The 26,808-nt window shown below is 53.2% G+C and carries 22 protein-coding genes; 16 read left to right on the forward strand and 6 right to left on the reverse strand.

The features are described 5' to 3' along the window. Nucleotides 1-123 precede the first annotated feature (123 nt). From AACY98_RS07170 to def, 8 genes are all read left to right on the forward strand, one after another. A complete protein-coding gene (locus AACY98_RS07170; protein ID WP_339803953.1) occupies nucleotides 124-1,068 on the forward strand; it encodes a GTP pyrophosphokinase in 945 nt (314 codons plus the stop codon). Between the two features lie 139 nt (nucleotides 1,069-1,207). After that, entirely contained in the window at nucleotides 1,208-2,194 is a 987-nt protein-coding gene (locus AACY98_RS07175; RefSeq protein WP_339803392.1) for a S49 family peptidase, read from the forward strand. 108 nt (nucleotides 2,195-2,302) lie between these two features. After that, nucleotides 2,303-2,821, forward strand: a complete 519-nt coding sequence (locus AACY98_RS07180) for a hypothetical protein (RefSeq protein WP_339803396.1) — start codon at nucleotides 2,303-2,305, stop codon at nucleotides 2,819-2,821. A gap of 7 nt (nucleotides 2,822-2,828) precedes the next feature. After that, entirely contained in the window at nucleotides 2,829-3,236 is a 408-nt protein-coding gene (locus AACY98_RS07185) for a hypothetical protein (RefSeq protein ID WP_339803399.1), read from the forward strand. Between the two features lie 166 nt (nucleotides 3,237-3,402). Beyond that, nucleotides 3,403-4,092 (forward strand): epoxyqueuosine reductase QueH, encoded by a 690-nt coding sequence (locus tag AACY98_RS07190; protein ID WP_339803401.1) that lies wholly within the window; start codon nucleotides 3,403-3,405, stop codon nucleotides 4,090-4,092. 68 nt (nucleotides 4,093-4,160) lie between these two features. Further along, nucleotides 4,161-6,479, forward strand: a complete 2,319-nt coding sequence (parC, locus tag AACY98_RS07195) for a DNA topoisomerase IV subunit A (RefSeq protein ID WP_339803404.1) — start codon at nucleotides 4,161-4,163, stop codon at nucleotides 6,477-6,479. A gap of 64 nt (nucleotides 6,480-6,543) precedes the next feature. Beyond that, entirely contained in the window at nucleotides 6,544-7,137 is a 594-nt protein-coding gene (locus tag AACY98_RS07200; protein WP_339803407.1) for a hypothetical protein, read from the forward strand. 22 nt (nucleotides 7,138-7,159) lie between these two features. Next, the gene (def, locus tag AACY98_RS07205; RefSeq protein ID WP_339803410.1) at nucleotides 7,160-7,690 is read left to right on the forward strand and encodes a peptide deformylase; all 531 of its coding nucleotides are present in this window, start codon (nucleotides 7,160-7,162) and stop codon (nucleotides 7,688-7,690) included. Nucleotides 7,691-7,763: 73 nt separating this feature from the next. Here def and yhbY read toward each other — a convergent pair whose 3' ends face one another. After that, nucleotides 7,764-8,231: a ribosome assembly RNA-binding protein YhbY gene (gene yhbY / locus AACY98_RS07210; RefSeq protein ID WP_339803413.1), complete on the reverse strand. Its 468-nt coding sequence runs from the start codon at nucleotides 8,229-8,231 to the stop codon at nucleotides 7,764-7,766. Nucleotides 8,232-8,398: 167 nt separating this feature from the next. On the opposite strand from yhbY, the gene AACY98_RS07215 reads away from it, so the two are divergent. From AACY98_RS07215 to AACY98_RS07240, 6 genes are all read left to right on the forward strand, one after another. Continuing rightward, nucleotides 8,399-9,055 carry an RlmE family RNA methyltransferase gene (locus AACY98_RS07215; protein ID WP_339803416.1) on the forward strand — a complete coding sequence of 219 codons (657 nt, stop codon included), beginning with the start codon at nucleotides 8,399-8,401 and terminating at the stop codon, nucleotides 9,053-9,055. Nucleotides 9,056-9,312: 257 nt separating this feature from the next. Then, nucleotides 9,313-11,241 (forward strand): ATP-dependent zinc metalloprotease FtsH, encoded by a 1,929-nt coding sequence (gene ftsH / locus AACY98_RS07220; protein ID WP_339803419.1) that lies wholly within the window; start codon nucleotides 9,313-9,315, stop codon nucleotides 11,239-11,241. Between the two features lie 151 nt (nucleotides 11,242-11,392). After that, nucleotides 11,393-12,226 (forward strand): dihydropteroate synthase, encoded by an 834-nt coding sequence (gene folP / locus AACY98_RS07225; protein WP_339803421.1) that lies wholly within the window; start codon nucleotides 11,393-11,395, stop codon nucleotides 12,224-12,226. Nucleotides 12,227-12,319: 93 nt separating this feature from the next. Next, the gene (gene glmM / locus AACY98_RS07230) at nucleotides 12,320-13,645 is read left to right on the forward strand and encodes a phosphoglucosamine mutase (RefSeq protein ID WP_339803424.1); all 1,326 of its coding nucleotides are present in this window, start codon (nucleotides 12,320-12,322) and stop codon (nucleotides 13,643-13,645) included. 106 nt (nucleotides 13,646-13,751) lie between these two features. Beyond that, nucleotides 13,752-14,273 (forward strand): DUF2059 domain-containing protein, encoded by a 522-nt coding sequence (locus AACY98_RS07235; RefSeq protein ID WP_339803427.1) that lies wholly within the window; start codon nucleotides 13,752-13,754, stop codon nucleotides 14,271-14,273. Nucleotides 14,274-14,360: 87 nt separating this feature from the next. Continuing rightward, nucleotides 14,361-15,041: a VTT domain-containing protein gene (locus tag AACY98_RS07240; protein ID WP_126977158.1), complete on the forward strand. Its 681-nt coding sequence runs from the start codon at nucleotides 14,361-14,363 to the stop codon at nucleotides 15,039-15,041. A 90-nt stretch (nucleotides 15,042-15,131) separates the two neighbouring features. On the opposite strand, the gene AACY98_RS07245 is transcribed toward AACY98_RS07240, so the two are convergent. From AACY98_RS07245 to AACY98_RS07265, 5 genes are all read right to left on the reverse strand, one after another. Continuing rightward, nucleotides 15,132-15,812: a glutaredoxin family protein gene (locus AACY98_RS07245; RefSeq protein ID WP_339803430.1), complete on the reverse strand. Its 681-nt coding sequence runs from the start codon at nucleotides 15,810-15,812 to the stop codon at nucleotides 15,132-15,134. Between the two features lie 31 nt (nucleotides 15,813-15,843). After that, nucleotides 15,844-17,943, reverse strand: a complete 2,100-nt coding sequence (locus AACY98_RS07250) for a M3 family metallopeptidase (RefSeq protein WP_339803433.1) — start codon at nucleotides 17,941-17,943, stop codon at nucleotides 15,844-15,846. 61 nt (nucleotides 17,944-18,004) lie between these two features. Then, entirely contained in the window at nucleotides 18,005-18,865 is an 861-nt protein-coding gene (folD, locus tag AACY98_RS07255; protein WP_339803436.1) for a bifunctional methylenetetrahydrofolate dehydrogenase/methenyltetrahydrofolate cyclohydrolase FolD, read from the reverse strand. A 120-nt stretch (nucleotides 18,866-18,985) separates the two neighbouring features. Further along, nucleotides 18,986-19,600 carry a response regulator transcription factor gene (locus tag AACY98_RS07260; protein WP_339803439.1) on the reverse strand — a complete coding sequence of 205 codons (615 nt, stop codon included), beginning with the start codon at nucleotides 19,598-19,600 and terminating at the stop codon, nucleotides 18,986-18,988. Further along, nucleotides 19,597-22,158 (reverse strand): PAS domain-containing sensor histidine kinase, encoded by a 2,562-nt coding sequence (locus AACY98_RS07265; RefSeq protein WP_339803442.1) that lies wholly within the window; start codon nucleotides 22,156-22,158, stop codon nucleotides 19,597-19,599. The genes AACY98_RS07260 and AACY98_RS07265 overlap by 4 nt, the downstream gene beginning before the upstream one ends. A 241-nt stretch (nucleotides 22,159-22,399) precedes the next feature. On the opposite strand from AACY98_RS07265, the gene aceE reads away from it, so the two are divergent. Further along, a complete protein-coding gene (gene aceE, locus AACY98_RS07270) occupies nucleotides 22,400-25,117 on the forward strand; it encodes a pyruvate dehydrogenase (acetyl-transferring), homodimeric type (protein WP_339803445.1) in 2,718 nt (905 codons plus the stop codon). A 43-nt stretch (nucleotides 25,118-25,160) separates the two neighbouring features. Further along, complete coding sequence (gene aceF, locus AACY98_RS07275; protein ID WP_339803448.1) at nucleotides 25,161-26,804, forward strand: dihydrolipoyllysine-residue acetyltransferase; 1,644 nt, start codon at nucleotides 25,161-25,163, stop codon at nucleotides 26,802-26,804. Nucleotides 26,805-26,808: the final 4 nt, after the last annotated feature.

Below are 26,808 nucleotides of genomic sequence, written 5' to 3' on the forward strand. Positions count from 1 at the left end.
AGGTGAATACTGTCACTTGATAAGGTAAAGGGCATTATGGCGTCGCTTAATTTCAGGACTGAAAAATTAAATTTCAAAAACTTTTACTCTAAAAACCAAACGGTACTGGATAACGCCAGATTGATGTTCAGTACCTTGATTTCTTCGCTCTTATCTGCTGAAAAAAATATCTCGCTTTATTCCATCAGCAGCCGTTTAAAAAGCCGCGATGAAGCTGTCCGCAAATTCACCCGGAAATATCAGGAGAGCCTGGAGAATGAAAAAATACCTTATGAAATAAAAGATCACATCACCGACCTGGTGGGGCTGCGCATTGTGCTGCTCTATGAGTCTGATATACAGGTTGTGGGTGATATTCTGAAAAGCGAGTTTGATGTCATTGAGGTGACCAATAAAACACGCATACTTGAAAGCAAGGGGGATGCTTTTGGCTATAAAGGCCTTCATCTTGACTTGAAACTTTCTGCCAACAGGGCAGCGATGAGGGAATACGCACCGTATGCGTCGCTGCGGTTTGAAGTGCAAATTCGAACCATTATCCAGGATGCCTGGAGTGTGCTGGATCATAAGATCAAGTATAAAAAAGCCATCCCGAAGTATCTTGAAAGAAGAATCAACTCATTGGCGGCATTGTTTGAGATTGCTGACCGGGAATTCCTGAACATCCATGAAGATACGCAGGCTGAAGAGGCGAAAGCCCATCAACACCAGAATGGCGACGAAAATATCAATGCATTTACGTTTTCTCAGATTATTAAGGATAAGCTGAGCGGATTTGCAAATGATGAAAGCCGTATCGGGGAGTTTGTTGACTTTTTATTGAGCTATGGTGATTTAAGTTACAACCAGTTGGTCGAATATATAGATCGCTACCATGATCTGGTTTATGGGTTTTTCAATCAGATCAAAAAGATGATTAAAAAGAATTACCAGATGGATGTGATGTCGTTTTTGTTTTTTGTTCTCTATGCAGCGGACAGGAAAAAATATAAGGATATTATTCATGGGATGGCAGAAGGCGAGTTTCTCGAATATCTGAACAGCGCTGGGAAAGGCGGAACCGTTTGAAGGGTACGCTATTCTTTTGGGCTGAGGCCCTGCCTGTCAACGATTCAAACTGTCGATACTTCTTGGTTGGGGCTGGCTATAATGCAAAATACGCTTTTCCAAGATGATTTGTTTAAAAACGCCATAAAGAGATATGTCAATGAATGATTCAGGCCATACAAGTTCGCAGGCTTCTTCCACGGGGAGCACGCCTGTGCCGTGGGAAAAGGATTTGCTACAGAACATGCTGCTGGCAACTGTGCGGGAGCAGCGTGCTGCCCGGCGCTGGAAGATATTTTTCCGGTTTTTCTGGACTTTTCTGCTGCTTGCTTATGTTGTGATGCTGATGGTGGTTGGCCGCGGCTCTTCCAGTGTGGGCAGTTCCGAAAGTCATACCGCTGTGGTCGATGTGACCGGGGCAATTGCCGCAGATTCCCAGGCCAGTGCCAAAGCGCTTAACCGTTCGTTGCGGGCTGCGTTTGAAAACAAGATGTCGCAGGCGGTGGTGTTGCGCATCAATTCGCCTGGTGGCAGTCCGGTTCAGGCTGAAATGGTGTATGACGAAATCAGGCGTTTGCGTGCGCAGTATAACAAGCCGGTTTATGCCGTGATTGAAGACGCGGGGGCATCTGCTGCGTACTACATTGCTGCGGCAACGGACAAAATATATGTCAGCCGTTCTTCCATTGTGGGCTCCATCGGTGTGCTGACCAATCAGTTTGGTTTTGTGGATTTGATGGACAAGCTCGGGGTTGAGCGCCGCCTGATAACCTCCGGCGGGCATAAAGGCATCATGGACCCGTTTTCTCCGATGAAGCCCGACGAAAAAGTGTTTGTCGAAAACATGCTCAACCAGGTGCATGAGCAATTCATCAACGCGGTCAAGGAAGGCCGGGGCGACAGGCTCAGGATCGATGATGACACGTTCTCTGGTTTGTTCTGGATTGGACAGGTGTCGGTGGACCGGGGGCTGGCAGACGGGCTAGGCACTGTGGATCAGGTGGCACGGGATATTGTCGGCGCGGAGAATCTGGTGGATTATACGTCCCGTCCCAGTGTGGCTGAACGTCTGGCACGCCAGTTTGGCGCAGGGATTGGCGATGTTGCTGTGGATGCGGTGACTGACAGTACCATGCAGATCAACTGAACACCCAAAGCGATCTGAATGAGCAAGAGGCAGGTGTTGCAGCTTCCGGACAATGACCATTTGCAGGCCTACCTCGATTCGCAAACACGTTGATATTGGAAAACAAATATGGTCATGTTGAAATATGGCAGGGTTTTCATTTTGCTTTGCCTGGCGAATATGCTGGCCGGGTGTTCATGGCTGGGGTGGGGGCGTGACGACCAGACACAGGTGCAGACAGCACCTGCAGCCCAAACGGAAACCATGACCTATGCATATGAGCCGCCTGCAACAAGAGATTTGTCTACGCCGTCCAACGTGGTGGTTGCTTTTTTCTGGGACGTGAATATTCGCTCGGAGACTGATGGGCAGCGTCAGGAAATCTGCCGCGCCTTGAATGATATGTCTGCATTGTCCGCGCCGGAGTTGCAGCAAAAGCGTTACGCCGATGCTTCGGGAGTATCAGGACAGTGGAACCTTGTGCAGTTATTGCAGGCTTATTTCGTGCCTGCGCAGCCGGTTACGCTTGATTTTTTGTATGAAGATATTGAAAAACCGGCGTCACGCGAAGTGATCCGGCAGACACTGGCCGATATGGATGATTACTGCGCGGGCAGAATGATCACGCCGGAAGTCACGGGCTGGTGATCCCTTCATGATGTCATTTGAGGATTTTGTAAAAAGTGGCAGCGTGGGGGTTGATCTGAATATTGCCATTGAGCAAATTCAAGGTACCTTACCGGGCGCAACAGTCCATTGGATTGATGCGGCAGAAAAATCTTATGGTGTGTTTTTTCAAGGGGTAGAAATTTTATTCTGGGGTGGCGTACTTTATTCTGTGCAGTTTGAAATAGCCAATATGGAAAAACTGCAGATCGGGCAATATACCATCGATGCAACAACCACCTGCTGTGCGTTTAAGCAAATGCTTGATGAAATGGGCCTGTTTTTCAGTGAAAGTGAATACCACGGGCAGAAAGTACTGGCGTTGCAAAGTGGTGTAAAACTCTACTTCGATGGCAGCAGCCAGTGTTTTCTGACCGCGATGAAAACCTACACTTGAACGGTGGGTATGGTACGGGCGGATGTATTGCCTGATGGCAGGCGTAACGGTCTGCCGGCAATGGGGCTATGGCGTAGCGGCTAAAATAGGGTTCAGTTTTGATGGGAGGGCGTTTTGCCTTTCTTTGGATATGTATGTGCGTGTTTAAATAGAGTGGATAGAAACCATGGAACCGACAACTGATTTTTCTGGTGTCCGCGAAAAACTCGAGCTGCCGGCAGGGCACGACAAACTGCTGCTGCATTCATGCTGCGCCCCATGTTCTGGGGAGATCATGGAGGCGTTGTCGGTGTCGGGCATCGATTACACCATTTTCTTTTACAACCCGAATATCCACCCGCAGCGTGAGTACCTGATCCGCAAAGAGGAAAACATCCGGTTTGCCGAAAAATACCAGGTGCCTTTTGTCGACGCCGATTACGATAAGGATAACTGGTTTGAGCGTGCCAAAGGCATGGAACATGAGCCCGAACGCGGCATCCGCTGCACCATGTGTTTTGATATGCGGTTTGAACGCACTGCGCTTTATGCGCATGAAAACGGGTTTGGCATATTTGCAACGTCGCTGGGGATTTCACGCTGGAAAGACATGCAGCAGGTCAATGGCAGCGGCATGCGTGCAGCCAGCCATTACCCTGGCCTGGTTTACTGGGACTATAACTGGCGCAAGAAGGGTGGCTCGCAACGCATGGTGCAGATCAGCAAGCGTGAGCAGTTTTATCAGCAGGAGTATTGCGGATGCGTTTACTCGTTACGCGATGCCAACCAGTGGCGGCGTGAACATGGCCGGGAGCCTATCCATATTGGTGAAAAGTTTTATGGCATTGACGAGCCGGTACATGTGGAAAGTCAATAATCTGGTCAGATTCTGTAACAATATAGCATTTCGTCATTTGAATAAAAAAACAGGTTGTAAATAAAATAATGGATCAGATTGTAGATACACCACTGAACGAGCACAGTGAATTTAATGAGCTGACACTGGGGCAGTATGCGCAGCAGGCGTATCTGGAGTATGCGCTGTCGGTGGTGAAGGGGCGTGCGCTGCCGGATGTGGCCGACGGGCAGAAGCCGGTGCAGCGCCGTATTCTGTACGCCATGGACCGCATGGGGCTTTCTTACAGCGCCACCGGCCCGGCACCAAGAGCGGTTAAAAGCGCCCGTGTGGTTGGTGATGTGCTGGGGCGTTTTCACCCGCATGGCGACCAGGCGGCATACGATGCGCTGGTGCGTATGGCACAGGATTTTTCACAGCGCTATCCGCTGGTTGACGGGCAGGGCAACTTTGGCAGCCGCGATGGCGATGGCGCTGCTGCGATGCGTTATACCGAAGCGCGCCTGGCGCCAATTGCACGGCTGCTGCTGGACGAAATAGATCAGGGAACGGTGGATTTTATTCCCAACTACGATGGCTCAACGCAGGAGCCGCGCCATTTGCCGGCCCGGCTGCCATTTGCATTGCTTAACGGTGCCAGTGGCATTGCCGTGGGGCTGGCGACAGAAATTCCCAGCCACAATCTGCGCGAGGTGGCACAAAGCTGTATTGCATTGCTCAAACAACCCAGGCTCACTGATGAGGAGTTGTTTGAACTTTTGCCGGGCCCTGATTTTCCGGGTGGCGGGCAGATTATTTCTGCGCTGGACGATATCCGCTCAGCCTATGCCACAGGCCGTGGCAGCCTGAAAGTGCGGGCCCGCTGGGTCATTGAAGATCTGGCGCGCGGGCAGTGGCAACTGGTGGTGACGGAGTTGCCGCCGGGTGTCAGCACGCAAAAAGTGCTTGAAGAAATTGAGGATATTACCAACCCCAAGGTCAAAACCGGCAAAAAGGCATTGACGCAGGAGCAGCAGCAGTTGAAGGCGACGATGCTTTCGGTGCTGGACGGTTTGCGTGATGAATCGAGTAAAGATGCCGCAGTGCGCATTGTGTTTGAGCCGAAGTCCTCTCGTATTCCACAGGAAGAGCTGATCAATACGCTGCTGGCTCAGACCTCATTGGAAACGTCTGTTTCCATTAACATGACCTCGGTGGGGCTGGATGGCAAACCGGTGCAGAAGTCATTGCGCCAGATGTTGCAGGAGTGGATCACGTTCCGGCAGGATACGGTGCGCCGGCGCAGTGAACATCGCCTGTCCAAAGTGCTGGATCGCATCCATATTCTGGAAGGGCGGCAACTGGTGTTGCTGAACATTGACGAGGTGATTCATATCATCCGCAATTCAGACGAACCCAAGTCTGCATTGATGGAAAAATTCCGGCTGACTGAGCGGCAGGCCGAAGATATTCTGGAAATTCGCCTGCGGCAACTGGCGCGTCTGGAAGCCATCAAGATCGAGCAGGAGCTTTCCAGCTTGCGCAAGGAGCAGGACAGCCTGCAACATGTGCTGGATAATCCGTCCGCCCTGAAAAAACTCATCATCAAAGAAATTGAGGCCGATACCAAACAGTTTGGTGATGAGCGCCGCACACTGATACAAGAGGAAAAGAAGGCGGCACTGGAAGTTAAAATTGTTGATGAACCGGTCACGGTGGTGGTCAGCCAGAAAGGCTGGGTGCGGGTGCGTACCGGGCACGGGCATGACGCACAAAGCTTTGCATTCAAATCAGGCGATGGGCTGTACGGCACATTTGAGTGCCGCACTGTCGATACCCTGCTGGGGTTTGGTTCCAATGGCCGTGTCTACAGCGTGCCGGTTGCCAGTTTGCCAGGTGCCCGTGGCGATGGTGCGCCGTTCATCAGTTTCATTGACCTGGAGGCTGGTACCGATGTGCCCTATTTCTGGGCCGGGGCGCAGCAAATCATGCTGTTACTCAGCGGCTCTGGCGGCTACGGTTTTCTGGCGCAGATCAGCGACATGACTTCGCGCCAGAAAGCCGGTAAGGCGTTCATCAGCATCAACAAGGATGAAACGGTGTGCAGACCCTCTTTGGCTGATGGCGCGGAGTCTGTGGCGTGCATTGCCAACAACCGGCATATTCTGACGTTTGAACTGGCCGAGTTGAAACACCAGGCCTCCGGTGGCCGTGGGCTGATGCTGATGAGCCTGGATAAGAAGGAACAACTGATAGGTACCTGCGCCTATACGCGTTCGGTGCGGATCTGGGGTGAGGGCCGGGGTGGCAAGGCGCGCGAAGAGGTGCTGGAAATCCGCTCGCTGAACAATGCCAAAGGTGTGCGTGCCCGCAGAGGGCGCAAGGCGGATCTGGGATTTAACCCCAGTGGCATTGAACGGGTGGAGTGACATGCGGGGGTGGCGCTGAATTGGCGTCTGTGAAATTGGCGTTTATTCTTTAGTGAAATAAAACATGCATATGAAAAAATTCTGGATGGTTTGTGCGAGTCTGGCTTTCAGCATTTCGCTGCGTGCAGAGCCGGTGACCTTGTTTGGTTTGTCGTTGGATCAGCCTGTTGATTTGCCTGCCTGTCCTTTATTCGATGGGGTGGCGGGTAGTGACCTTCGCTCGCAATTGGAAAAGGTTGATGAGACCTGTATCAGCCGCCATGGCAATCAGAGTGAGTACGGTGCCTTGGTGGTTTATAATGCATGGATTGCGTTTTCTGAGCATGAGAAGCCAGACCTGCCGCTTGAACGTGTGATCAATGCGCGGTTAGATGGAAATGACCGCCTGATTCATCTGGAGTTTGATTTATATGGTGGACTGCAAGAGCAGGAAGATGCATTTGCCATGCTGGTAACGCTGTTTGGCCAGCCAACGGAGCGTTATTACACCCAAGAGGGGGATGGCGACTGGTTCAGGTCAACAGGCTCCCTGAATGCCAAGTGGCTTTTCAATGACGGTGACGTGATTTTATTTACCGGGGAATATGGCGAAATTGAGAAAGGCTATCTGATCGTTTCGTCCAAAGCGATGGCTGAAGCGGCGGCGACATTGGAATAGATGAAAAAGCAAAGGTAGGTACATGGCTGTACGTGATGTGCTCAAAATGGGAGACGCCCGCTTGCTGCGTGTGGCGCAGCCGGTGCAGGTGTTTGATACGCCTGAACTGAAGTCACTGATTGTCGATCTGTTCGATACCATGGAAGCAACTGATGGTGTGGGGATTGCCGCGCCGCAGATTGGCGTGAACCTGCAGGTGGTGGTGTTTGGGTTTGATGAGAGCGAACGCTATCCCGATGCACCGTCTGTACCGAGAACGATTTTGCTGAACCCGGTGATTACGCCTTTATCCGATGAGATGGAAGATGGCTGGGAAGGGTGTCTTTCTGTGCCCGGCCTGCGTGGCCTGGTGCCGCGCTATCAGCATATCCGCTACCAGGGCGTTGACCCGCAGGGCCACCCAATTGAGCGTGAAGCGCATGACTTTCATGCTCGTGTGGTGCAGCATGAGTGCGATCATCTGATTGGCAGGTTGTATCCGACACGCATCAGGGATATGACGCAGTTCGGTTTTACCGATGTGCTGTTCCCCGGGTTGGATGAAGCTGATTGAGCTGTGCTAAACAATGAGGGCGTGTTGACACGCCCTGTTCTCAAGCGGGTTTATGGTGTTTCCCGGAGGACGATCAGGTGCTTTTTTTAGCGCTGCGCTGGGCGGTCCGCTTCCGTTTGACCGTGCCGCCTGCTGTCACACGCTGGTTGCCCAGTATTTTGAGTTTTTTCACGGTAGGGCGATGGTTGCCGCTGCGGGAGGGTTTGACGACTTTTGCCATGTGCGGACCCGGCTTGCGGTCGGGGGCCAGAGCATGTTCTTTTTCGGGCAGGGGGCGAAACAGTACCAGAAGTTTGCCGATGTGCTGCACCAGCCCCGCATCGAGTTGGTCGCAGAGTTTTACTGCGATCTGTTCGCGTTCCTGCCGGTCATCGCCGAGTACACGGATTTTGATCAGGCCGTGGGCATTCAGGGCCGCATTGGTTTCTTTGCTGACGCCTGTGGTCAGGCCGTCACTGCCGATCATGACGACGGGGTCAAGGTGATGTGCCTGGGCACGGAGTTCTTTGCGTTGTGCGGTGGATAATGTCAATGCGGTCATGGAAATGTGCTATTCGATATTTTGGGTTAAATCAATACGGTATCAGTTTGGGATGCTGTTTTTGCTAAGATGCACGCGTGTTTATTATTCTATGTTCAAAGCAGGTTCATGGTGTTCATGACCGGCTTTGCAAATATACTGTACTGCTATTGTGATGGATTCGCACCATGAAAATTAAAACAAAGAGCAAGAAAGTCAATAAAGCGTGGTTGCACGATCATATCACTGATCCGTATGTCAAGCTTGCCCAAAAGGAAGGCTACCGTGCCCGTGCTGCCTATAAGCTCAAGGAAATTGATGAAACATTTCATCTGATTCGCCCCGGGCAACTGGTGGTGGACCTGGGAGCTACCCCGGGAGCGTGGAGCCAGTATGTGCGCCGCAAGCTGGCCGGGAGCGAGCACGGGGGGCTTCAGGGCAGCATCATTGCCCTGGATATTCTGGATTTTGAGCCGGTTGCCGATGTGACGTTTATTCAGGGCGATATCCGGGAGGATGCCGTTTTAGAGGAACTGCAGAAGGTGGTGAATGGTCGGCCAGTAGATGTGGTGGTTTCTGATATGGCGCCCAATCTCTCGGGTATTGCGTCCGCCGATTCGGCCCGGATATCGCATCTGGTGGAACTTGCGGTTGATTTTGCGGTCAACCACCTGAAGCCGGAAGGGGCACTGGTGTGCAAGGTGTTCCATGGCAGTGGTTACAGTCAGTTGGTGGAGTTGTTTAAACAGCATTTCAAGGTGGTGAAGCCGTGTAAACCCAAGGCATCTAGGGATAAATCGGCCGAAACGTTTCTGGTCGGGCTGAAACTGAAAGCAACGGCCTGAAATAATTGAAACAGATTGTTACATGTGATCAGGTTTTGGAATACACGGTTTAAAACGGGTATTTGCAATAACTAGTAAAATGTCCCCGTTAAAGTGCATATGCAGTGAATAGAAAAATAAAATCTGTGTTCTGTGGTGAAAGCTCTTGTATTGCATAGGGCTGTCTCCATATAGAGGCAAAGTCTTTGGGCTTTTGAGCTGTCTGCACATCCGTTCTTGGCATTGTTTGCGGTTGTACCGCGTTGAGGAGTTCTCTTTTGAACAATCAATGGTTTTCTAAAGTTGCGATCTGGCTGGTGATTGCGATGGTGCTGTTTACAGCATTCAAGCAGTTTGAGCGCCCGACTTCGCCCAATGTGACCTATTCCCAGTTCATGCAGGACGTTCGGGACGGCAAGGTCAACCGTGTTGAAATTCAGGGTAATAACCTGACTGTAACGCCAAAAGACGGGCAGGCTTACAACATCGTATCGCCCAGCGACTTGTGGATGGTGAGCGATCTGCTGAAATACAACGTGCAGGTGGTTGGCAAGCCGCCTGAGCAGCAAAGCCTGCTGGTGACCCTGTTTGTGACCTGGGGGCCGTTGCTGCTGTTGCTGGGGTTGTTTTTCTACTTTATGCGGCAAATGCAGGGTGGCGGCAAGGGCGGAGCTTTCAGCTTTGGGAAAAGCCGGGCCAAGATGCTGGATGAGTCAGCCAACCAGGTGACGTTTGCCGATGTGGCCGGTTGCGATGAGGCCAAAGAAGAAGTGCATGAGCTGGTTGAGTTTTTGCGTGATCCGCAGAAATTCCAGCGGCTTGGCGGACGTATTCCCCGTGGCGTGATGCTGGTAGGGCCACCCGGAACCGGGAAAACGCTTTTGGCCAAGGCCATTGCCGGTGAAGCGCGGGTGCCGTTTTTCAGCATCTCCGGTTCTGACTTCGTGGAAATGTTTGTGGGCGTGGGTGCGTCGCGTGTACGCGATATGTTTGAACAGGCCAAAAAGAATGCGCCCTGTATTATTTTCATTGACGAAATTGATGCTGTCGGCCGTCAGCGTGGTGCTGGCATGGGCGGGGGCAATGACGAGCGTGAGCAGACACTGAACCAGTTGCTGGTGGAAATGGACGGCTTTGAAACCAACCAGGGTGTGATTGTGATTGCGGCGACCAACCGTCCCGACATTCTGGATCAGGCCTTGCTGCGTCCGGGTCGTTTTGACCGCCAGGTGTATGTGACACTGCCTGATGTGCGCGGGCGCGAGCAGATTTTGAATGTGCATATGCGCAAGGTACCGGCAAAAAATGTGCGGGCCGATATTTTGGCACGCGGCACGCCTGGGTTTTCCGGCGCTGATCTGGCCAATCTGGTCAATGAGGCCGCCTTGATGGCCGCTCGCCGCAATGCGCGTACTGTGGATATGCAGGACTTTGAAAAAGCGCGCGACAAGATCACCATGGGGCCGGAGCGCAAGAGCGCCATCATGCCCGAAGACGAGCGCCGCAATACAGCTTACCATGAAGCCGGCCATGCGCTGATCGGGCGCTTGTTGCCCAAGTGTGATCCCGTGCATAAAGTGACGATTATTCCGCGCGGCCGGGCGTTGGGCGTGACCATGAGCCTGCCTGAACGTGACCGCTACAGTTATGACCGTGAATATATTCTGGACCAGATCAGCATGCTGTTTGGCGGTCGTATTGCGGAAGAGGTGTTCATGAACCAGATGACCACTGGTGCTGCCAACGACTTTGAGCGTGCGACCCAACTGGCCCGCAATATGGTGACCCGGTTTGGGATGTCTGACGCGTTGGGGCCGATGGTTTATGCCGAAGATGACAGCAATGATTTTTCGTTTGGCCGCTCGGTGGCTAAAACCAACAATGTGTCTGAAGTGACGATGCAGAAGGTTGACGAAGAGGTTCGCAAAATCATTGATGAGCGTTATGCTGTGGGGCGCAGTCTGATTGAGGACAATAAGGACAAGATGCACGCCATGGCAAAAGCCTTGCTGGAATGGGAGACCATTGATTCCGACCAGCTGGATGACATCATGGCAGGTAAGCCTCCGCGTCCTCCAGGCACTGGCGAAGCATTCAAGGAGATTTCCAAGAAGCAGCCACCCCAGGATGGTGGAGCGGCTTCCGTTGCAGGGGAAGAGCCCGCAAAACCGGAGCAAAAGCCCGATGATGCACCACAGGCAACCTGATACCGGAAATGTCAGGACTTTTTAAGCAGTAACAATTAAAAAGGGTATAAGTGCGCACTTATACCCTTTTTGCCGCTCATTGCTTGCAGCAGGTTGAGCGGTAGATGCAGCAAGGTGCTGCTCACAATGACAGATGAAAGGTAGCTGTTGAATGGCCATATGGCAAACATCCCGTTTTAAACTGGATTTGACCCGCCCGCAGGTGATGGGCATTGTCAATGTCACCCCTGATTCTTTTTCTGATGGCGGAACGCATGACACTCCGGTCAGCGCATTAAAGCACGCGGAGCAATTGCTGAAAGAGGGTGCGGATATTCTGGATATTGGCGGGGAGTCGACCCGGCCGGGGATTGCTGCTGTATCGCTGGAAGATGAACTGGCACGCGTGATGCCGGTTGTACAGGAGGCGGTTAAATTAGGGGTGCCGGTTTCTGTGGATACCTACAAACCGGAAGTAATGCAGGCGGTGCTGGATGCCGGGGCCGATATCATCAACGATATCTGGGGGCTGCGCATGCCGGGGGCAGAGGCTGTGGTGGCTGCACACCCTAACTGCGGGGTATGTGTGATGCACATGCATGGAGAGCCGCAGACCATGCAACTGACGCCGATGGCTGGTGATGTGGTTCCGGTGGTGAGCCAGTTTCTGTTTGAGCGGGCCTGCTCTCTGATGCAACAGGGCATCAGCTATGAGCGCATTGTGCTGGACTACGGTATTGGTTTTGGTAAAACGGTGGAGCAGAATTTTGCGTTGTTGACGCATCAGCAGGATATTCTGGCATTGGGTTTTCCGCTGCTGGCCGGCTGGTCCAGAAAATCATCGCTGGGGGCTGTGACCGGGCGCGATGTGACGCAGCGTACCGCTGCCAGCATTGCGGTGGCAACATTGGCGGTGGCTCAGGGCGCACGTATTGTGCGGGTGCACGATGTGGCCGCGACAGTGGATGCAATCAAGGTGTGTTGTGCTGTGACGCATGGCGGATAATCGCGTGTGGTGTGATTGCGAACGGCTTAAGCCGCAGTTGGATAAAATGATAACGACAGTGGATGTAGCGATGCCAGAGTTGGCATGACAATCATGAAAAGACAATATTTCGGAACGGATGGTATTCGGGGAACAGTCGGGCAAGCGCCCATTACGCCTGATTTTGTATTAAGGCTGGCGTATGCTGTAGGGTGTGTTTTACGCCGCAAAGAGACCCGCCCTGTGGTGGTGATCGGCAAGGACACGCGCATTTCAGGCTATATGCTGGAAAGTGCTTTGGAGTCAGGCTTTAATTCAGCCGGGGTTGACGTTGTACTGCTGGGACCTTTGCCAACGCCTGGCGTTGCATACCTGACGCGTGCTTTGCGGGCGAGCCTGGGAATTGTGATCAGTGCATCGCACAATCCGTTCCATGACAACGGCATCAAGTTTTTTTCTGCAGAGGGTCGTAAATTGCCGGACCAGTGGGAGCTTGATGTTGAAGCGATGCTCGAGCAAACGCCACAGTGGGTGGATTCTGCCCACCTGGGGCGGGCCAGGCGGCTGGATGACGCCGCAGGGCGCTACATTGAATTTTGCAAGAATACGTTTTCGCATGATTTAACGCTGAAGGGGATGCGTATTGTGGTGGATGCTGCCAATGGTGCTGCATATCACATTGCGCCCAAAGTGTTTCATGAGCTGGGTGCAGAGGTGGTTTCCATTGGTGTGGCGCCGGACGGATTCAATATCAATGAAGGTGTCGGTGCGACGCACCTGCAAGCACTAACAGAGGCTGTTAAAACGCATAATGCCGATATTGGAGTTGCGCTGGATGGTGATGGCGACCGTTTGATGTGTGTGGATGCTGATGGCAAGCCGTATAACGGCGATCAGCTTTTGTATGCGCTGGCCCTGGATCGTCTGCAACAGGGTGAATCTTTACCGGGCGTTGTCGGTACGCTGATGACCAATATGGCCATAGAGCTGGCGTTGAAAGAGAAGAACGTGGTGCTCGCGCGTGCGAAAGTCGGCGACCGTTATGTGCTGGAGGAATTGCAGGCACGTGGCTGGCGCCTGGGTGGAGAGGGGTCTGGCCATTTGTTGATTCTGGACAAGCACTCCACAGGCGATGGTTTGATTTCTGCCTTGCAGGTGTTGCAGACCTGTATAAGGCAAGGCAAAACGCTTGCCGATTTGCTGCATGACGTGTCATTGTTTCCGCAGGTGCTGATCAATGTGCGGTTGACGCCTGAAATGAAATGGGAGTCGAGCGCCAGTTTCCGCAAGGCTCAGGATGAAGTGGTCAGGCAGCTTGGAAATGATGGACGCATTCTGATACGGGCCAGCGGAACCGAGCCGTTGCTGCGTATCATGGTGGAAGCCCGTGACCAGAAGCAGGCACAGCAAATGGCTGAAAAACTGGCTGGTGCATTGTAGGGAAGTGCCGAAAAATGTGTTTGGCATCAGCGCCAGTGCTTCACTGGCCCGTGTATGGATACAAGGTGTTGTAACACACTCAATTGATAATGAATCGGAGATGAAAATGAAAAAATGGTATCGCTGGATACTACCGTTGTTTGTGGCATTGCTGTGTTTGAATGTGCAGGCGCAGACACAAACACAGATGCCAAGCGACGCATCAATTAGGCAGTTGTTGCAGGTGTCCAATGCGCAGGGCGCACTGGCAAATTCCCAGGACATGCAAAAAGACATGCTGACGCAACTGACCCAGCAACTGCAGGTGATTTCACCACAGCTCAACAACAAACAGCGTGCGATACTGGATCAGATGGTCAATGATCTTGCGGCGCTGATTGGCAAGTACACCAGTTGGGAACGGTTGGAGCCTGTGATGCTCAGCATCTATAAACAGGTGTATACGCAAGAAGAAGTGGATGCGCTGATTGCGTTTTACTCGTCCCCAACCGGACAGTCTGTTGCGCAGAAAATACCACAGCTCACCAGCCTGACAACCCAGGTGATGCAGGAACAGATGATGGAAATGATTCCGGAGTTGCAGCGTATTCAGTCTTCGGCCATGCAGGCAATGGAAAGTGCCCAGTAATATCCTGTTTTGTATATGCTGAACAGATGTAGATGTGCGTGAAATAGGCAACCGGCTGTAGCTGCTGGTTGCCGTTGGAATTGATTTATGGAAATTTGGGATATTGTCGTTGCATCATTCAGTTTTCTGCTGGATTTTGTTTTGCATATTGACGAGCACTTGTACGCGTTTGTTTCGCAGTATGGCAACTGGGTTTATGCCCTGCTGTTTTTGATTATTTTTGTTGAAACCGGTGTCGTGGTCATGCCTTTTTTGCCGGGCGACTCCCTGTTGTTTGTCGTCGGGGCAATGGCCGGGGCCGGTATGATCGACTTGCCTTTGGCAATGGGGCTGATGTTTACGGCAGCGTTTTTAGGTGACCAGTGTAATTATACGATCGGGCACTGGCTGGGCCCCAGGGTGTTCAAATGGGAAAACTCCCGGTTTTTCAATAGAAAAGCATTTGATGCAGCACACCGGTTTTATGAAAAGCATGGCGGTATCACCGTGATTGTGGCGCGTTTTATGCCGTTCATACGGACTTTTGTGCCGTTTGTCGCAGGCGTTGCGCACATGACGCGCAGCCGCTTTGTGTTTTTTAACCTGATTGGTGCCATGATCTGGGTTGTTGGTGTGACCTCCATCGGGTATTGGTTTGGCGGGCACGAGATGATACAGCGTCATTTTGAAAAAGTGATCTGGGCGTTGATTATCATCCCTGGTTTGATCGCGCTGATTGGCGGGTGGCGTGCCGGGCGGCACAAACATGATGCGCCGACGTCTTCGTGAGTGTTCTTCGGCCTTATGCTCATGCATTTGGAACATAAAAAAACCGGGCATTGCCCGGTTTTTTACATGATGTCAGCTTTTCAGGTCCGTTTAAAAGCGGATCTGGGATCTGGGATCATTCGGATCCAGCCGGGGCTGATTGCCTGATGCAGGGTCAGGCCTGATCGGCTGAATGATCAGCGGCGCTTGTGGCGTCGCTGCTTCATCGTCTGGCTCAGTCATCGGCTGCGGTGCCGGGTTTTGATAGGAGGCCGGCAAGCGCGATGTGGCAGGGTATCCTGCCGCGTTCAGGTAATTGTCCCATTCGGCCGAGTTGAAGTTGCTCAGTGTTTTATTGCCAACCGTCAGAGCTGGAAAGCCGCCGTTATTTGTGCCTGTTTTTTGCTGAAATGCCTGCATGTCTTTGGTGGTATTGACAGTCATTTCTACATAAGGCAGGCCGCGGTTTTGCAGCAAAGTCCGCCCGTCATTGCAGGGCGCACAGTTATTGGTGGTATACAAGGTGAGCGGATAGGTGGAAAAGGCCTGGCGCACATCTGCCGGCAGTGCGGTAACATCCACCTGAGTGGGTAAGGCAGCAGGCGAAGGCTCTCCGGTGGAAGCATTTACCGGCTGCACATTTCTGGCTTGTGCCGGTGGCGTATCTGAATAGGTGACTGTGCCATCCGGAGCGACCGACCGGTAAAGGCCTTGCGCCTGTGCGCCAATGCAAAGACCTGCGAGCAAACTGCCAGCAAGCAGGTATGAGAGTAACGGACGTTGGTAAATCATAATGCTCTCGTGAGTGACAAATACTTTGATTTTAATACGAAATTTCCGAATCGACCATTCCCTGATGGCGCAGTAGCGCATTTATGCTGGGTTCGCGTCCCCGGAACGCTTTAAATGACGCCATTGCCGGGCGGGAACCGCCTTGTTCTAAAATCTCGCGGCGGTAGCGTAATCCGGTCTGCGGATCAACGATCTGCCCGTTCTTTTGGGCCTGTTCTTCAAACGCGGCGTAGGCATCTGCAGAGAGGACTTCAGCCCATTTGTAGCTGTAGTAGCCGGCTGCATAGCCTCCTGCAAAGATGTGCGAGAAGCTGTTTTGAAAGCGGTTATACCCAGGCGGAACCATGACGGCCACTTCCTGCCTGACTTCGTCGAGCAGTTGCTGCACAGTCTGGGTCGTGGGGTCGTAGCTGGCGTGCAGCAGCATATCAAACAATGAAAATTCGATTTGGCGTACCGTTTGCATGCCGCTTTGGAAATTTTTGGCCGCCAGCATTTTTTCATAAAGTGCCCGCGGCAGGGCTTCTCCGGTATCGACATGGGCGGTAATGTGTTTGAGCACGTCCCATTCCCAGCAGAAGTTTTCCATGAACTGGCTGGGCAGTTCAACCGCATCCCACTCGACGCCGGAAATACCGGATACGTCCAGTTCATTGATTTGCGTTAGCATGTGATGCAGCCCATGGCCGAATTCGTGAAACGTGGTGATGACATCATCATGCGTCAGCAAGGGCGGTTTGCCATCAATGCCACTGGCGAAGTTGCATACCAACTGGGCTACCGGGGTTTGCAGCTGTCCGTTGTCCGGGCGTAACCAGCGGCCACGCACGTCATCCATCCAGGCACCTCCCCGTTTGCCCTGGCGCGCGGCCAGATCGGTGTAAAACTGCCCGATCAACTGGCCATTGCGTTCGATCCGGTACAGTTGAACGTGCGGGTCCCAGGTTTGCTGAGCTGCCGGTGTTTGGTCTTCTGTGATCTGGACATCAAAAAGTGTTTGAACAATGTGGAACAACCCGGCCATGACTTTGGGCTGCGGGAAGTAGGCTTTGACTTCCTGCTCAGAAAACGCGTAACGTGCTTCCTTGAGTTTTTCGCTTGCGTAGGCGCTGTCCCAGGCCTGCAGTTCTTCGATGCCCAATTGTGTATGGGCGAATTCGCGCAATTCTTTCAGGTCTTTCTGGGCGTAGGGACGGGCTTTTGAGGCCAGCTCACGCAGGAAGCTGATGACCTGCTGAGGGCTTTCCGCCATTTTCATGGCTAGGGATACTTCCCCATAATTGGCATATCCCAGCAGTTGCGCCTCTTCCTGCCGCAATGCAACAATCTGATTGATCAGCGCTGTATTGTCATAACGCGTATCGCCTTTGTCAGAGGCACGGGTCACATAGGCTTTGTACAGTGTTTCCCGCAGGGCCCGGTTGTCTGCATACTGCATGACCGTGATGTATACCGGGGGTTGCAGGCTCAGGCGCAGACCGGTCTGGCCTTTGTCCTGTGCGGCCTGCCGCATGGCACTCAGCACGTCCGGTGGAACGCCCTGAAGTTCATCTTCAGAGACATACATTTCCCATGCATCGGTTGCATCCAGCAGGTTTTCGGAAAAACGCTGGGTCAGTTGCGCCATTTCTTCCTGAATCTGGGCAAAGCGCTGTTTGGCTTCGCCCTGCAGTTCCGCGCCGGAAAGCACAAACCCCTTCAAGGCCAGCTCAAGCGCGCGTTTTTGTGCTGCATTCATCTGCGTATAACCATCGGACTGGCGAATGGCTTTGTATTTGGCAAACAGCCGTTCATCCTGTCCTAAGCTGGTCCAGAATTCGGTGATTTTGGGCAGCTCGCTGTTGACAGCCTGGCGCAGTTCGGGCGTGTCTTTGACGGCTTTGAGATGGCTGACGGCACTCCAGGCACGGCTCAGTCTTTCAGTATGGACGTCAAGCACTTGAGAAATGCCATTCCAGGTGGCAGGCGTATCGTCACTGACCGCACGGGCCAACGCGGCCTGGGCTTTTTGCAGCAGATCATCAATGGCCGGAACAACATGCTCAGGCCGGATATCTGCAAAACGGGGCAGGTCGGAAAAATCGAGCAAGGGGTTCTGGGGGGAGTTTTGAATGTCTGCTGAAGCGCTCATACGGTTGCGGTTCCTTGTTGAATGGGCATGGGAAACAAGTGGTTCCCATGCATATATGTCTTTATTGGTTTGCTTTTAGCCGGTGCTGTGCCGATTCAATCGTATTGACCAGCAGCATGGTGATGGTCATTGGCCCAACCCCTCCGGGAACGGGAGTGATCCAGCCGGCAACGTCCTTGACACTGTCGTAATCCACATCGCCACACAATTTGCCTGCTTCATCACGGTTCATCCCCACATCAATGAGCACGGCACCCGGTTTGACCATGTCTGCCGTGATCAGTTTGGCTTTACCTACTGCTGCAACGATGATGTCGGCATCTTTGGTGAAGTGCGACAAATCCGGCGTAGCACTGTGACAGATGGTGACGGTTGCGCTTTTTTCAAGCAGCATCAGTGCCATGGGCTTGCCGACGATGTTGGAGCGGCCGATGACAACGGCATGTTTGCCTTTGATCGGGTAGTCGATGGACTTGAGCATTTCCATGCAGCCAGCCGGTGTGCAGGGGCGAAAACCTGTCAGCCCTGTTAACAGCGCACCGGCACTGGCGACGTGAAAGCCGTCGACGTCTTTTTGCGGCGAAATGGCTTCGATGACCTTGTGTGCATCAATGTGCTTCGGTAGGGGCAGTTGGACCAGAATGCCGTCAATGTCTGCCGCAGCATTCAGCCGCGCGATATGTTGCAACAGTTCGGTTTCGGTGATGGTTTGCGGATAGCGTTCCAGTACCGAGTAAATACCTGTTTGCTCACATGCTTTGACTTTGTTGGCCACGTATACCTGTGAGGCCGGATTGTCTCCGACCAGAATCACTGCCAGCCCCGGTTGATGGCCGGCCTGGGTCAGTTGTTGTGCCTGGCTGGTAATTTGCCCGCGCAGTTGTTGAGCTAATGCTTTTCCGTCGATGATTTGTGCAGTCATGTGATGTGCCGTAATGGAAGTTGTCAAAAATATGGAACGCACTTGCTCAAATGCCTGGCAGCAGATGGGAAAGTGCGTTCAGTTCAACCTGCCGAAGGCCTGGGGCCGGCAGGCTGGTTGTTAGCTGGGTTTATTGGCCAATACCACTTTCAGCAGGTCAGCCACGGTGTTGGCGCTCAATTTTTCCATGATGTTGGCGCGGTGCGCTTCCACCGTTTTGATGCTGATGCCAAGGTCATCGGCAATCTGTTTGTTCAGCCGGCCAGCAACAATGCGCTCAAGCACCTGGGCTTCGCGCGATGTCAGGCGGGAGAGCAGCGCTTCGCGGGTGGCGGCTTCCTGTTGTGCGGCAAATGCCGTCAACGCCTGTTCCTGCATGCGTTGAATCAAGGGAATCAGCTCTTCTTCATTAAATGGCTTTTGAATGAAATCAACCGCGCCTTTTTTCATGGTTTCCACCGCCATGGGAACATCGCCATGGCCTGTGATGAATGTCAGGGGAATCGGGTGGTTCATTTCGATGAGCTTGTTTTGCAGGTCCAGACCACTCATGCCATTCATACGGATGTCGACAATCAGGCAGGCGACTTCTTTGGGGTCAAAGCGTGCGAGAAAGGTTTCCGCACTTTCAAAACTTCGTACACGAAATCCCTGGCTTTCTAACAACCACTGCAGAGAATCACGAACGGCTTCATCATCATCAACGACGTATACAATGCCTTTTTTTTGGGTCATGGTGCCTCATCCGTAAAAAGGTTGGAATGTAAAATGGAATCATGCTGAATGGTTGTATATTCCTGCGTAGTCGGCAAAGAAAACGCAAAACGACAGCCTGTCAACTGATTCTGTTGGTATAAATTTTCAATCCGCAGCCGACCACCATGTGATTCTATGATGGAGCGGCATAAGTTCAAACCAATACCCAATCCGTTGTTTTTGGTTGTGTAAAAGGCCTCAAACATATGCTCTAGTGTATCAGGGGCGATTCCGGTGCCGGTGTCGCTGACGCTAAACTCTACTGCTTTAATGGTTCCTTTGTCGGAGCTCCGCTTGACCTGTAGATCAATTCGCCGCTGTTCCGGCGGGCGTTGTGCCTGTTCGATGGCTTCTGTGGCGTTGCGAATCAGGTTCAGCAGGACCTGTTCAATCAGAATGGGGTCGACAACCAGAGCGGGCAAATCGCTGTCAACCTCCACATGCAACTGGATATTGCGGCGGCGTGCATCAATTTCAGAGAGCTCCTGTACGTTCTCGATGATGTCGTCTATCGGCGATAGGGTGCGGTTCGGGTCGCTCTTTTTGACAAATGAGCGGATACGCTGAATCACCAGCCCGGCCCGCAATGCCTGTTTGGAGGTTTTTTCGAGCGTAGCAATCAGGTCCTGCTGCGGCAGGATGTCTTGTTTAATGCGGCTGATCAGGCCGGTACAGTAGTTGCTGATGGCGGTCAGGGGCTGGGTCAGCTCATGGGCCAGCGAAGAGGCCATTTCACCCATGGTGGTCAGCCGGTTGGCATCCTGCGCGCGTGCGGCCTGAATGGCGGCCTGCTCCTGGGCACGGTGGCGTTCAGTGATGTCTGTGGCAATCAGCATCTGCGCCAGGCGGCCGTCCACCCAGGGCAGGTAGCGGCTGCGGACTTCGACCCAGCGGTTAATCGAGGCGACATAAATTTCATTGTATTTTTTGCTGTAATCGAGCAGGTCTTCTTTGGGCAGGCCGGCAAATTCATCCACCCCGTCATCTTCGGCAACTTCTTCAATAACGGCAGAACGGTTGGCTTCGCCGGCCAAAATGAAATGCCCGCGTGCATCATTGCCAAACAGGTGGCGGTAAGAACGGTTGGCAAACAGCAGTTCCTGTGAGCCGACGGCAACCACCGAGATGGCGGAGTCCAGCGCCTCAAGCACTGTGGTAAAGCGCTGCCCTGTCAGCGACAGTTCTTCCCGGATGCGTTTGGCTTCGGAAATGTCGGTGACCGCGGTCATCCATCCTGTATGGTGGCCTTGCCCGTCAATGAGCGGGGAGACATAAAGGCGTGCATAAAACAATTCACCATTGCGGCGCTGGAGCTGTACTTCGTAGCCGGTTGCCAGCGGGGTGCCGGATATTTCATCCTGTATGGTTTCGTGCAGTTCGTCCAGGTTATGCTGGGGCCAGTAAGGGTAGGGCGGCATGCACCCGACCAGCGCCTCTTCGCTGTAACCGGTCATGCGGCAAAACGCCGGGTTGACATAGGTGATCCGCCCGGTCATATCCAGCGTTCGCATGCCTGTGACCATGGAGTTTTCCATGGCGCGGCGGAAATTGGTTTCCTGCTGCATGGCCCGCTGCACTTTGATGCGCTGGTGGGTGTGGCGCCAGTTCAGCAGCAGCAACGTGACAATGAAGAAACACAGGCACACGGCAAACCAGAACAGTACGCTGGCAGCCAGCGTTTGCGAGGCACGGATGTGCTGCACGTAAACCATCAACTGTTTGCCAACCGGCCCTATGGCAACGCCATAACTTGGCGGCTGGTTGTGCTTTCTTTCATACAGCGTACGTGCATTGGGGTTGGTGGTTGCCAGGATTTTGTCGTTTTCGCCCTGGAACCAGATGGTGGAGTACAGCGATATTTCTGCCGGTATCTGGCTGCGCAGCAAACGGTCCAGGTCGTAAGTGGCGGTCAGAATGCCCTGCGGGTGGCGGTTGTTTGGAATCAAGACACTGCTGTTCATTGTGGCAGCCGTGTCAGGGGATAATATTTCAGGCGTACTGTAAAAGAACGGCAGGCGTATGATGGTAGAGGTGGCCGATGAGTTCTGCTGCACAGAGGAAATGCCTGCGGCATTGATATGCTGAACACTTTCCGGAACAGCCGTGTTTTCCGTCAGATGGTAGCTGTAAATCTGGCCGGCGTTTAGATCGTGCCAGTAGAGTGCAATAATTTCAGGATGATCTGCCATGAACACAGGCGCCAGATCTGTCAGTGCGGCGGCTTTATCTCTGGTTCGGCTGATATCGGTTGCCATGCTTTGCAGGCTGTCCTCATTGCCGATCAGACGCAGGCGGATCTGCTGCTGGATGGTTTCTACACTTTGCCGTGTGGTGACCAGCTCTCTTTCCCGTTCCTCATTGTTAAGGTACCAGAATGTCAGCATGATCACAATGAAAAAGATAATCACTGCCAGCAAGGGGGTCAGCGCAATGATTCTGTCCTGTTTGTTGGACGACAGATTAGTCCACCAGTGCAACCAGTTGGATGGTTTGGGTGTGGTGGCTGTTTCTGATGAATCAGTGGGTGTATCGGACATGAGAGGGAAAGTGTTCCAGTCGCGGTGTCTGCATATTGTAGGATAGCACGGATATGAATTTCATAAATTTCACGATATGAAAATATATATCATAATTTGAAATATTGAGGATAGGATATTCAAAACTGGTTTATGATTGGCAAATCGCCAGATCTGGTAACCATAAGTCGCAGCTTCTGGCATCAACAAGTGTTCCACACCCTATAAATGTGGGACCTACCAAAATATAGGAGAGGTGGCAATGTCGGCAATCCCAGAATATATTCTAGGCGCTGGAGCGGGCAAGGACGAAGATCCAACAGAAACCCGTGAATGGCTTGAGGCAATGGCAGCAGTCATTGAAAGTGAAGGCAAAGAACGTGCGCATTTTCTGCTGGAGCAGATGCTGGAAGAGGCCAGGCAGCACGGCATTGATCTGCCTTTTTCAGCGACAACCGGTTATGTGAATACGATTGAGCCCGAAGACGAAGAAAAGTCTCCGGGTAATCTTTTTCTGGAAGGCCGCCTGCGTGCCTACATGCGCTGGAACGCCATGGCCATGGTGGTCAAAGCCAACCGCCTGCATCCGGAAGATGGTGGTGACCTGGGCGGGCATATTTCTTCCTATGCGTCGGTTGCGACGATGTTTGAAACCGGCTTCAACCATTTCTGGCATGGCGACCAGGATGGCAATGGCGGCGACCTGCTGTATTTTCAGGGCCACTCCGCTCCGGGGGTGTATGCCCGCGCGTTTCTGGAAGGGCGTTTGAGTGAAGAGAACCTGCTGAACTTCCGCCAGGAAGTGCATGGCAAAGGGTTGTCGAGCTACCCGCATCCCAAGCTGATGCACAATTTCTGGCAATTTCCGACAGTGTCGATGGGGCTGGGCCCGATCATGGCGATTTACCAGGCGCGCTTTCTCAAATACCTGCATGCGCGCGGCATTGCAGATACATCCAAGCGCAAGGTCTGGGTATTTTGCGGTGACGGTGAAATGGACGAGCCTGAATCCCGTGGTGCTATCGGGCTGGCTGCGCGCGAAGGGCTGGATAACCTGATTTTTGTTATTAACTGCAACCTGCAACGCCTGGATGGCCCGGTGCGCGGCAATGGCAAGATCATTCAGGAACTGGAAGGTGAGTTCCGCGGTGCCGGCTGGAACGTGCTCAAGCTGATCTGGGGCAGTTACTGGGACCCGCTGCTGGCGCGTGACAAAGACGGCGCTTTGCGCAAGCTGATGATGGATACCAACGATGGTGAATATCAGGCCTGCAAAGCCAATGATGGCGCCTATGTGCGCAAGCATTTCTTTGGCAAGGACCCGCGGACCTTGAAGATGGTGGAGCACATGAGTGATGACGCCATCTGGAGCCTGCAGCGTGGGGGGCATGATCCGCGCAAAGTGTATGCAGCTTTTGCCAGAGCCAGCAAACATGTCGGGCAGCCGACGGTACTGCTGGTGAAAACCATCAAAGGTTACGGCATGGGCAAGAGCGGTGAGGGTAAAAACATTGCGCACCAGGTGAAGAAGCTCACGGACTTTGATATCAAGGCTTTCCGCGATCGCTTTAACATTCCGGTGCCGGATGAAAAAATTTCTGAAATTCCATTTTGCAAGCCGGAAGAAAATACGCCGGAAATGGAATACCTGCATTCACGCCGCAAAAACCTTGGAGGATATTTGCCGGAACGCCGTACCAAGTCGGACGAAAGCTTTACGGTGCCTTCCATGGATGCATTCAAGGCGGTGCTGGAGCCTTCTGGAGAGGGGCACTCCATTTCCACCACCCAGGCATTTGTGCGTTTCCTGAACCAGTTGTTGCGTGACAAGGCCCTGGGCCCGCGTGTGGTGCCGATTCTGGTGGATGAGGCACGTACCTTCGGTATGGAAGGGTTGTTCCGCCAGATCGGTATTTACAACCCGGCCGGCCAGCAGTACACCCCAGTGGACCGCGACCAGGTGATGTATTACCGTGAAGATGTCGCCGGCCAGGTGCTGCAAGAGGGTATTAACGAAGCGGGTGGTACCAGTTCATGGATTGCTGCGGCCACATCGTATTCGTCCAACAACCGCATCATGCTGCCGTTCTATGTGTTTTATTCGATGTTCGGCTTCCAGCGGGTGGGAGATCTGATCTGGGCCGCGGGTGATATGCAGGCCAGAGGCTTTTTGCTGGGCGGCACTTCAGGCCGTACCACGCTCAACGGCGAAGGGCTGCAACACGAAGACGGGCACAGCCACATGATTGCTGCGACCGTACCGAACTGTGTCAGCTATGACCCGGCGTATGCACATGAAGTAGCCATCATCATGCATGATGGCCTGAAACGCATGGTGGAAAAACAGGACAATGTGTTTTACTACATCACGCTGCTCAATGAAAACTATGCACAGCCCGGACTGAAACCAGGTACCGAAGAGCACATCATCAAAGGCATGTATCTGCTCGAAGAGGGCAAAGCCCCGAAGAAGGGCGCGCCCATGGTGAACCTGATGGGCTCAGGCTCCATCATGCGTGAATCGGTTGCAGCGAAAAAACTGCTCGAAGATGACTGGGGCATTGGCGCCAACCTGTGGAGCTGCCCGAGCTTTACCGAGCTGGCCCGTGACGGCCGTGCGGCAGAGCGCTGGAACATGCTGCATCCGGATCAGCCCGAACGCCAGCCGTTTGTGACCGAGCAGTTGAGCGGACATGCCGGCCCGGTGGTGGCTTCGACCGACTATGTGCGTGCCTATCCGGAGCAGATCCGTGCGTTCCTGCCCCAGGGGCGTACGTTCAAGGTGCTTGGAACGGATGGCTTTGGCCGCAGTGATTTCCGTACCCGGTTGCGGGAGCATTTTGAGATCAACCGTCACTATATTGTGGTTGCCGCTTTGAAAGCGTTGGCAGAAGAAGGTACTTTGCCGGTGGCAAAGGTCACTGAAGCCATTCGCAAATATGGACTGGATACAGACAAACTGGATCCCTTGTACGCCTGATTCCTGTGATCAGTCAATCAATTCATAAGAAAGAGGCAAACAAATGGCAACAGTTGAAGTAAAAGTTCCTGATATTGGCGATTTCAAGGATGTCGCCATCATTGAAGTGCTGGTCAAACCCGGCGACCAGGTGCAAAAGGATCAAAGCCTGATCACGGTGGAGTCGGACAAGGCGTCGATGGAAATTCCGTCAGACACAGCCGGCACAGTCAAAGAGATGAAGGTCAAGCTGGGTGACAAGATCAGCCAGGGTTCGGTGGTTCTGACGCTGGAGGTCGCAGCAGACGCGGCCAAACCCGCTGAAACCAAAGCAGCAGCACCAACTACTCCGGCACCGGTGGCGGCTCCTGCTGCATCACCTGCTGTACCGGCAGCCAGCGCAGTGGCAGAGCCCATTAACGTGAAAGTGCCTGACATTGGCGACTTCAAGGATGTGGCGGTGATTGAGGTGCTGGTCAAACCTGGCGATGAAATCAAAGTGGATCAAAGCCTGATCACAGTGGAATCGGACAAGGCATCGATGGAAATTCCATCGAGTGCGGCCGGAGCGCTGAAGTCGCTGAATGTTAAAGTCGGCGATAAAGTCAATGCTGGCGATGTGATCGCGGTGGTTCAGGGCATTGCGGCAGCACCGCAGGCGGCGGCATCATCTGCATCCGCTGCGCCAGCGCAGAATGCCGCTGTAGCACCCAGTGCTGCGGTGCCAGCATCAGCGCCTGTGCCTACGCCTGCACATGATCCTTCATCAGTGGTTCCAGGCAAGCTGCCGCATGCTTCACCCTCTATTCGCAAAACAGCGCGTGAGCTGGGGGTACCACTGGCTGAGGTGAAAGGTTCAGGTCTTAAGGGCCGCATTACCTTGCAGGATTTGCAAGGCTTTGTGCGCGGTGTGATGGAAGGTTCGGTGCGCACCCAGGCCCAGGCAGCCAAGGGCGGCAGTGGTGTCGGTATGGACTTGCTGCCATGGCCGGAGGTGGACTTTACCAAGTTTGGTGAAGTGGACCGTAAGCCGCTGTCGCGCATTAAAAAGATTTCAGGCGCCAACCTGCATCGCAACTGGGTGATGATTCCGCATGTGACCAACTGCGAAGATGCGGATATTACCGAACTGGAAGCATTCCGCGTGCAGTTGAACAAAGAGGCTGAAAAGTCCAAGAGCGCTGTCAAATACACATTGCTGGCATTTCTGATCAAGGCCAGTGTGGCCGCACTGAAGAAATTCCCGGAGTTCAATGCCAGCCTGCAGGGCGATGAGCTGGTGTACAAGAAGTATTTCAACATCGGGTTTGCGGCTGATACGCCCAATGGCCTGGTGGTGCCGGTGATCAAGAATGCCGACCAGAAAGGGCTGGCTGACATTGCGGCTGAAACAGCGGCACTGGCGGCCAAGGCCAGGGAAGGCAAAATCAGCCCGGCGGATATGAGCGGTGGCTGTTTCTCTATTTCGTCACTGGGCGGGTTTGGCGGTACTTACTTTACCCCCATCATCAATGCGCCTGAAGTGGCGATATTGGGCGTGTGCCGCTCGGCTACCCGGCCGGTGTGGGATGGCAAGGCATTCCAGCCCAGGCTGATTGTGCCGCTGTCGCTGTCGTATGACCATCGTGTGATCGATGGTGCTTTGGCGGCTCGCTTCAACGCTTATCTGTCCGCAGTGCTGGCCGACTTCCGTCGTGTCTTGCTGTAACGAA

The sequence above is a fragment of the Saezia sanguinis genome, from assembly GCF_963921665.1.
In the GTDB taxonomy this organism is placed as follows: domain Bacteria; phylum Pseudomonadota; class Gammaproteobacteria; order Burkholderiales; family Burkholderiaceae_C; genus Saezia; species Saezia sanguinis.

Excerpts from the sequence above, each read along its gene's own strand:
- AACY98_RS07170 (WP_339803953.1), top strand. The coding sequence starts at position 124 with ATGTTCAGTACCTTGATTTCTTCGCTCTTATCTGCTGAAAAAAATATC.
- AACY98_RS07175 (WP_339803392.1), top strand. The coding sequence starts at position 1,208 with ATGAATGATTCAGGCCATACAAGTTCGCAGGCTTCTTCCACGGGGAGC.
- AACY98_RS07180 (WP_339803396.1), top strand. The coding sequence starts at position 2,303 with ATGGTCATGTTGAAATATGGCAGGGTTTTCATTTTGCTTTGCCTGGCG.
- AACY98_RS07185 (WP_339803399.1), top strand. The coding sequence starts at position 2,829 with ATGATGTCATTTGAGGATTTTGTAAAAAGTGGCAGCGTGGGGGTTGAT.
- AACY98_RS07190 (WP_339803401.1), top strand. The coding sequence starts at position 3,403 with ATGGAACCGACAACTGATTTTTCTGGTGTCCGCGAAAAACTCGAGCTG.
- parC (WP_339803404.1), top strand. The coding sequence starts at position 4,161 with ATGGATCAGATTGTAGATACACCACTGAACGAGCACAGTGAATTTAAT.
- AACY98_RS07200 (WP_339803407.1), top strand. The coding sequence starts at position 6,544 with ATGCATATGAAAAAATTCTGGATGGTTTGTGCGAGTCTGGCTTTCAGC.
- def (WP_339803410.1), top strand. The coding sequence starts at position 7,160 with ATGGCTGTACGTGATGTGCTCAAAATGGGAGACGCCCGCTTGCTGCGT.
- yhbY (WP_339803413.1), bottom strand. The coding sequence starts at position 8,231 with ATGACCGCATTGACATTATCCACCGCACAACGCAAAGAACTCCGTGCC.
- AACY98_RS07215 (WP_339803416.1), top strand. The coding sequence starts at position 8,399 with ATGAAAATTAAAACAAAGAGCAAGAAAGTCAATAAAGCGTGGTTGCAC.
- folP (WP_339803421.1), top strand. The coding sequence starts at position 11,393 with ATGGCCATATGGCAAACATCCCGTTTTAAACTGGATTTGACCCGCCCG.
- glmM (WP_339803424.1), top strand. The coding sequence starts at position 12,320 with ATGAAAAGACAATATTTCGGAACGGATGGTATTCGGGGAACAGTCGGG.
- AACY98_RS07235 (WP_339803427.1), top strand. The coding sequence starts at position 13,752 with ATGAAAAAATGGTATCGCTGGATACTACCGTTGTTTGTGGCATTGCTG.
- AACY98_RS07240 (WP_126977158.1), top strand. The coding sequence starts at position 14,361 with ATGGAAATTTGGGATATTGTCGTTGCATCATTCAGTTTTCTGCTGGAT.
- AACY98_RS07245 (WP_339803430.1), bottom strand. The coding sequence starts at position 15,812 with ATGATTTACCAACGTCCGTTACTCTCATACCTGCTTGCTGGCAGTTTG.
- AACY98_RS07250 (WP_339803433.1), bottom strand. The coding sequence starts at position 17,943 with ATGAGCGCTTCAGCAGACATTCAAAACTCCCCCCAGAACCCCTTGCTC.
- folD (WP_339803436.1), bottom strand. The coding sequence starts at position 18,865 with ATGACTGCACAAATCATCGACGGAAAAGCATTAGCTCAACAACTGCGC.
- AACY98_RS07260 (WP_339803439.1), bottom strand. The coding sequence starts at position 19,600 with ATGACCCAAAAAAAAGGCATTGTATACGTCGTTGATGATGATGAAGCC.
- AACY98_RS07265 (WP_339803442.1), bottom strand. The coding sequence starts at position 22,158 with ATGTCCGATACACCCACTGATTCATCAGAAACAGCCACCACACCCAAA.
- aceE (WP_339803445.1), top strand. The coding sequence starts at position 22,400 with ATGTCGGCAATCCCAGAATATATTCTAGGCGCTGGAGCGGGCAAGGAC.
- aceF (WP_339803448.1), top strand. The coding sequence starts at position 25,161 with ATGGCAACAGTTGAAGTAAAAGTTCCTGATATTGGCGATTTCAAGGAT.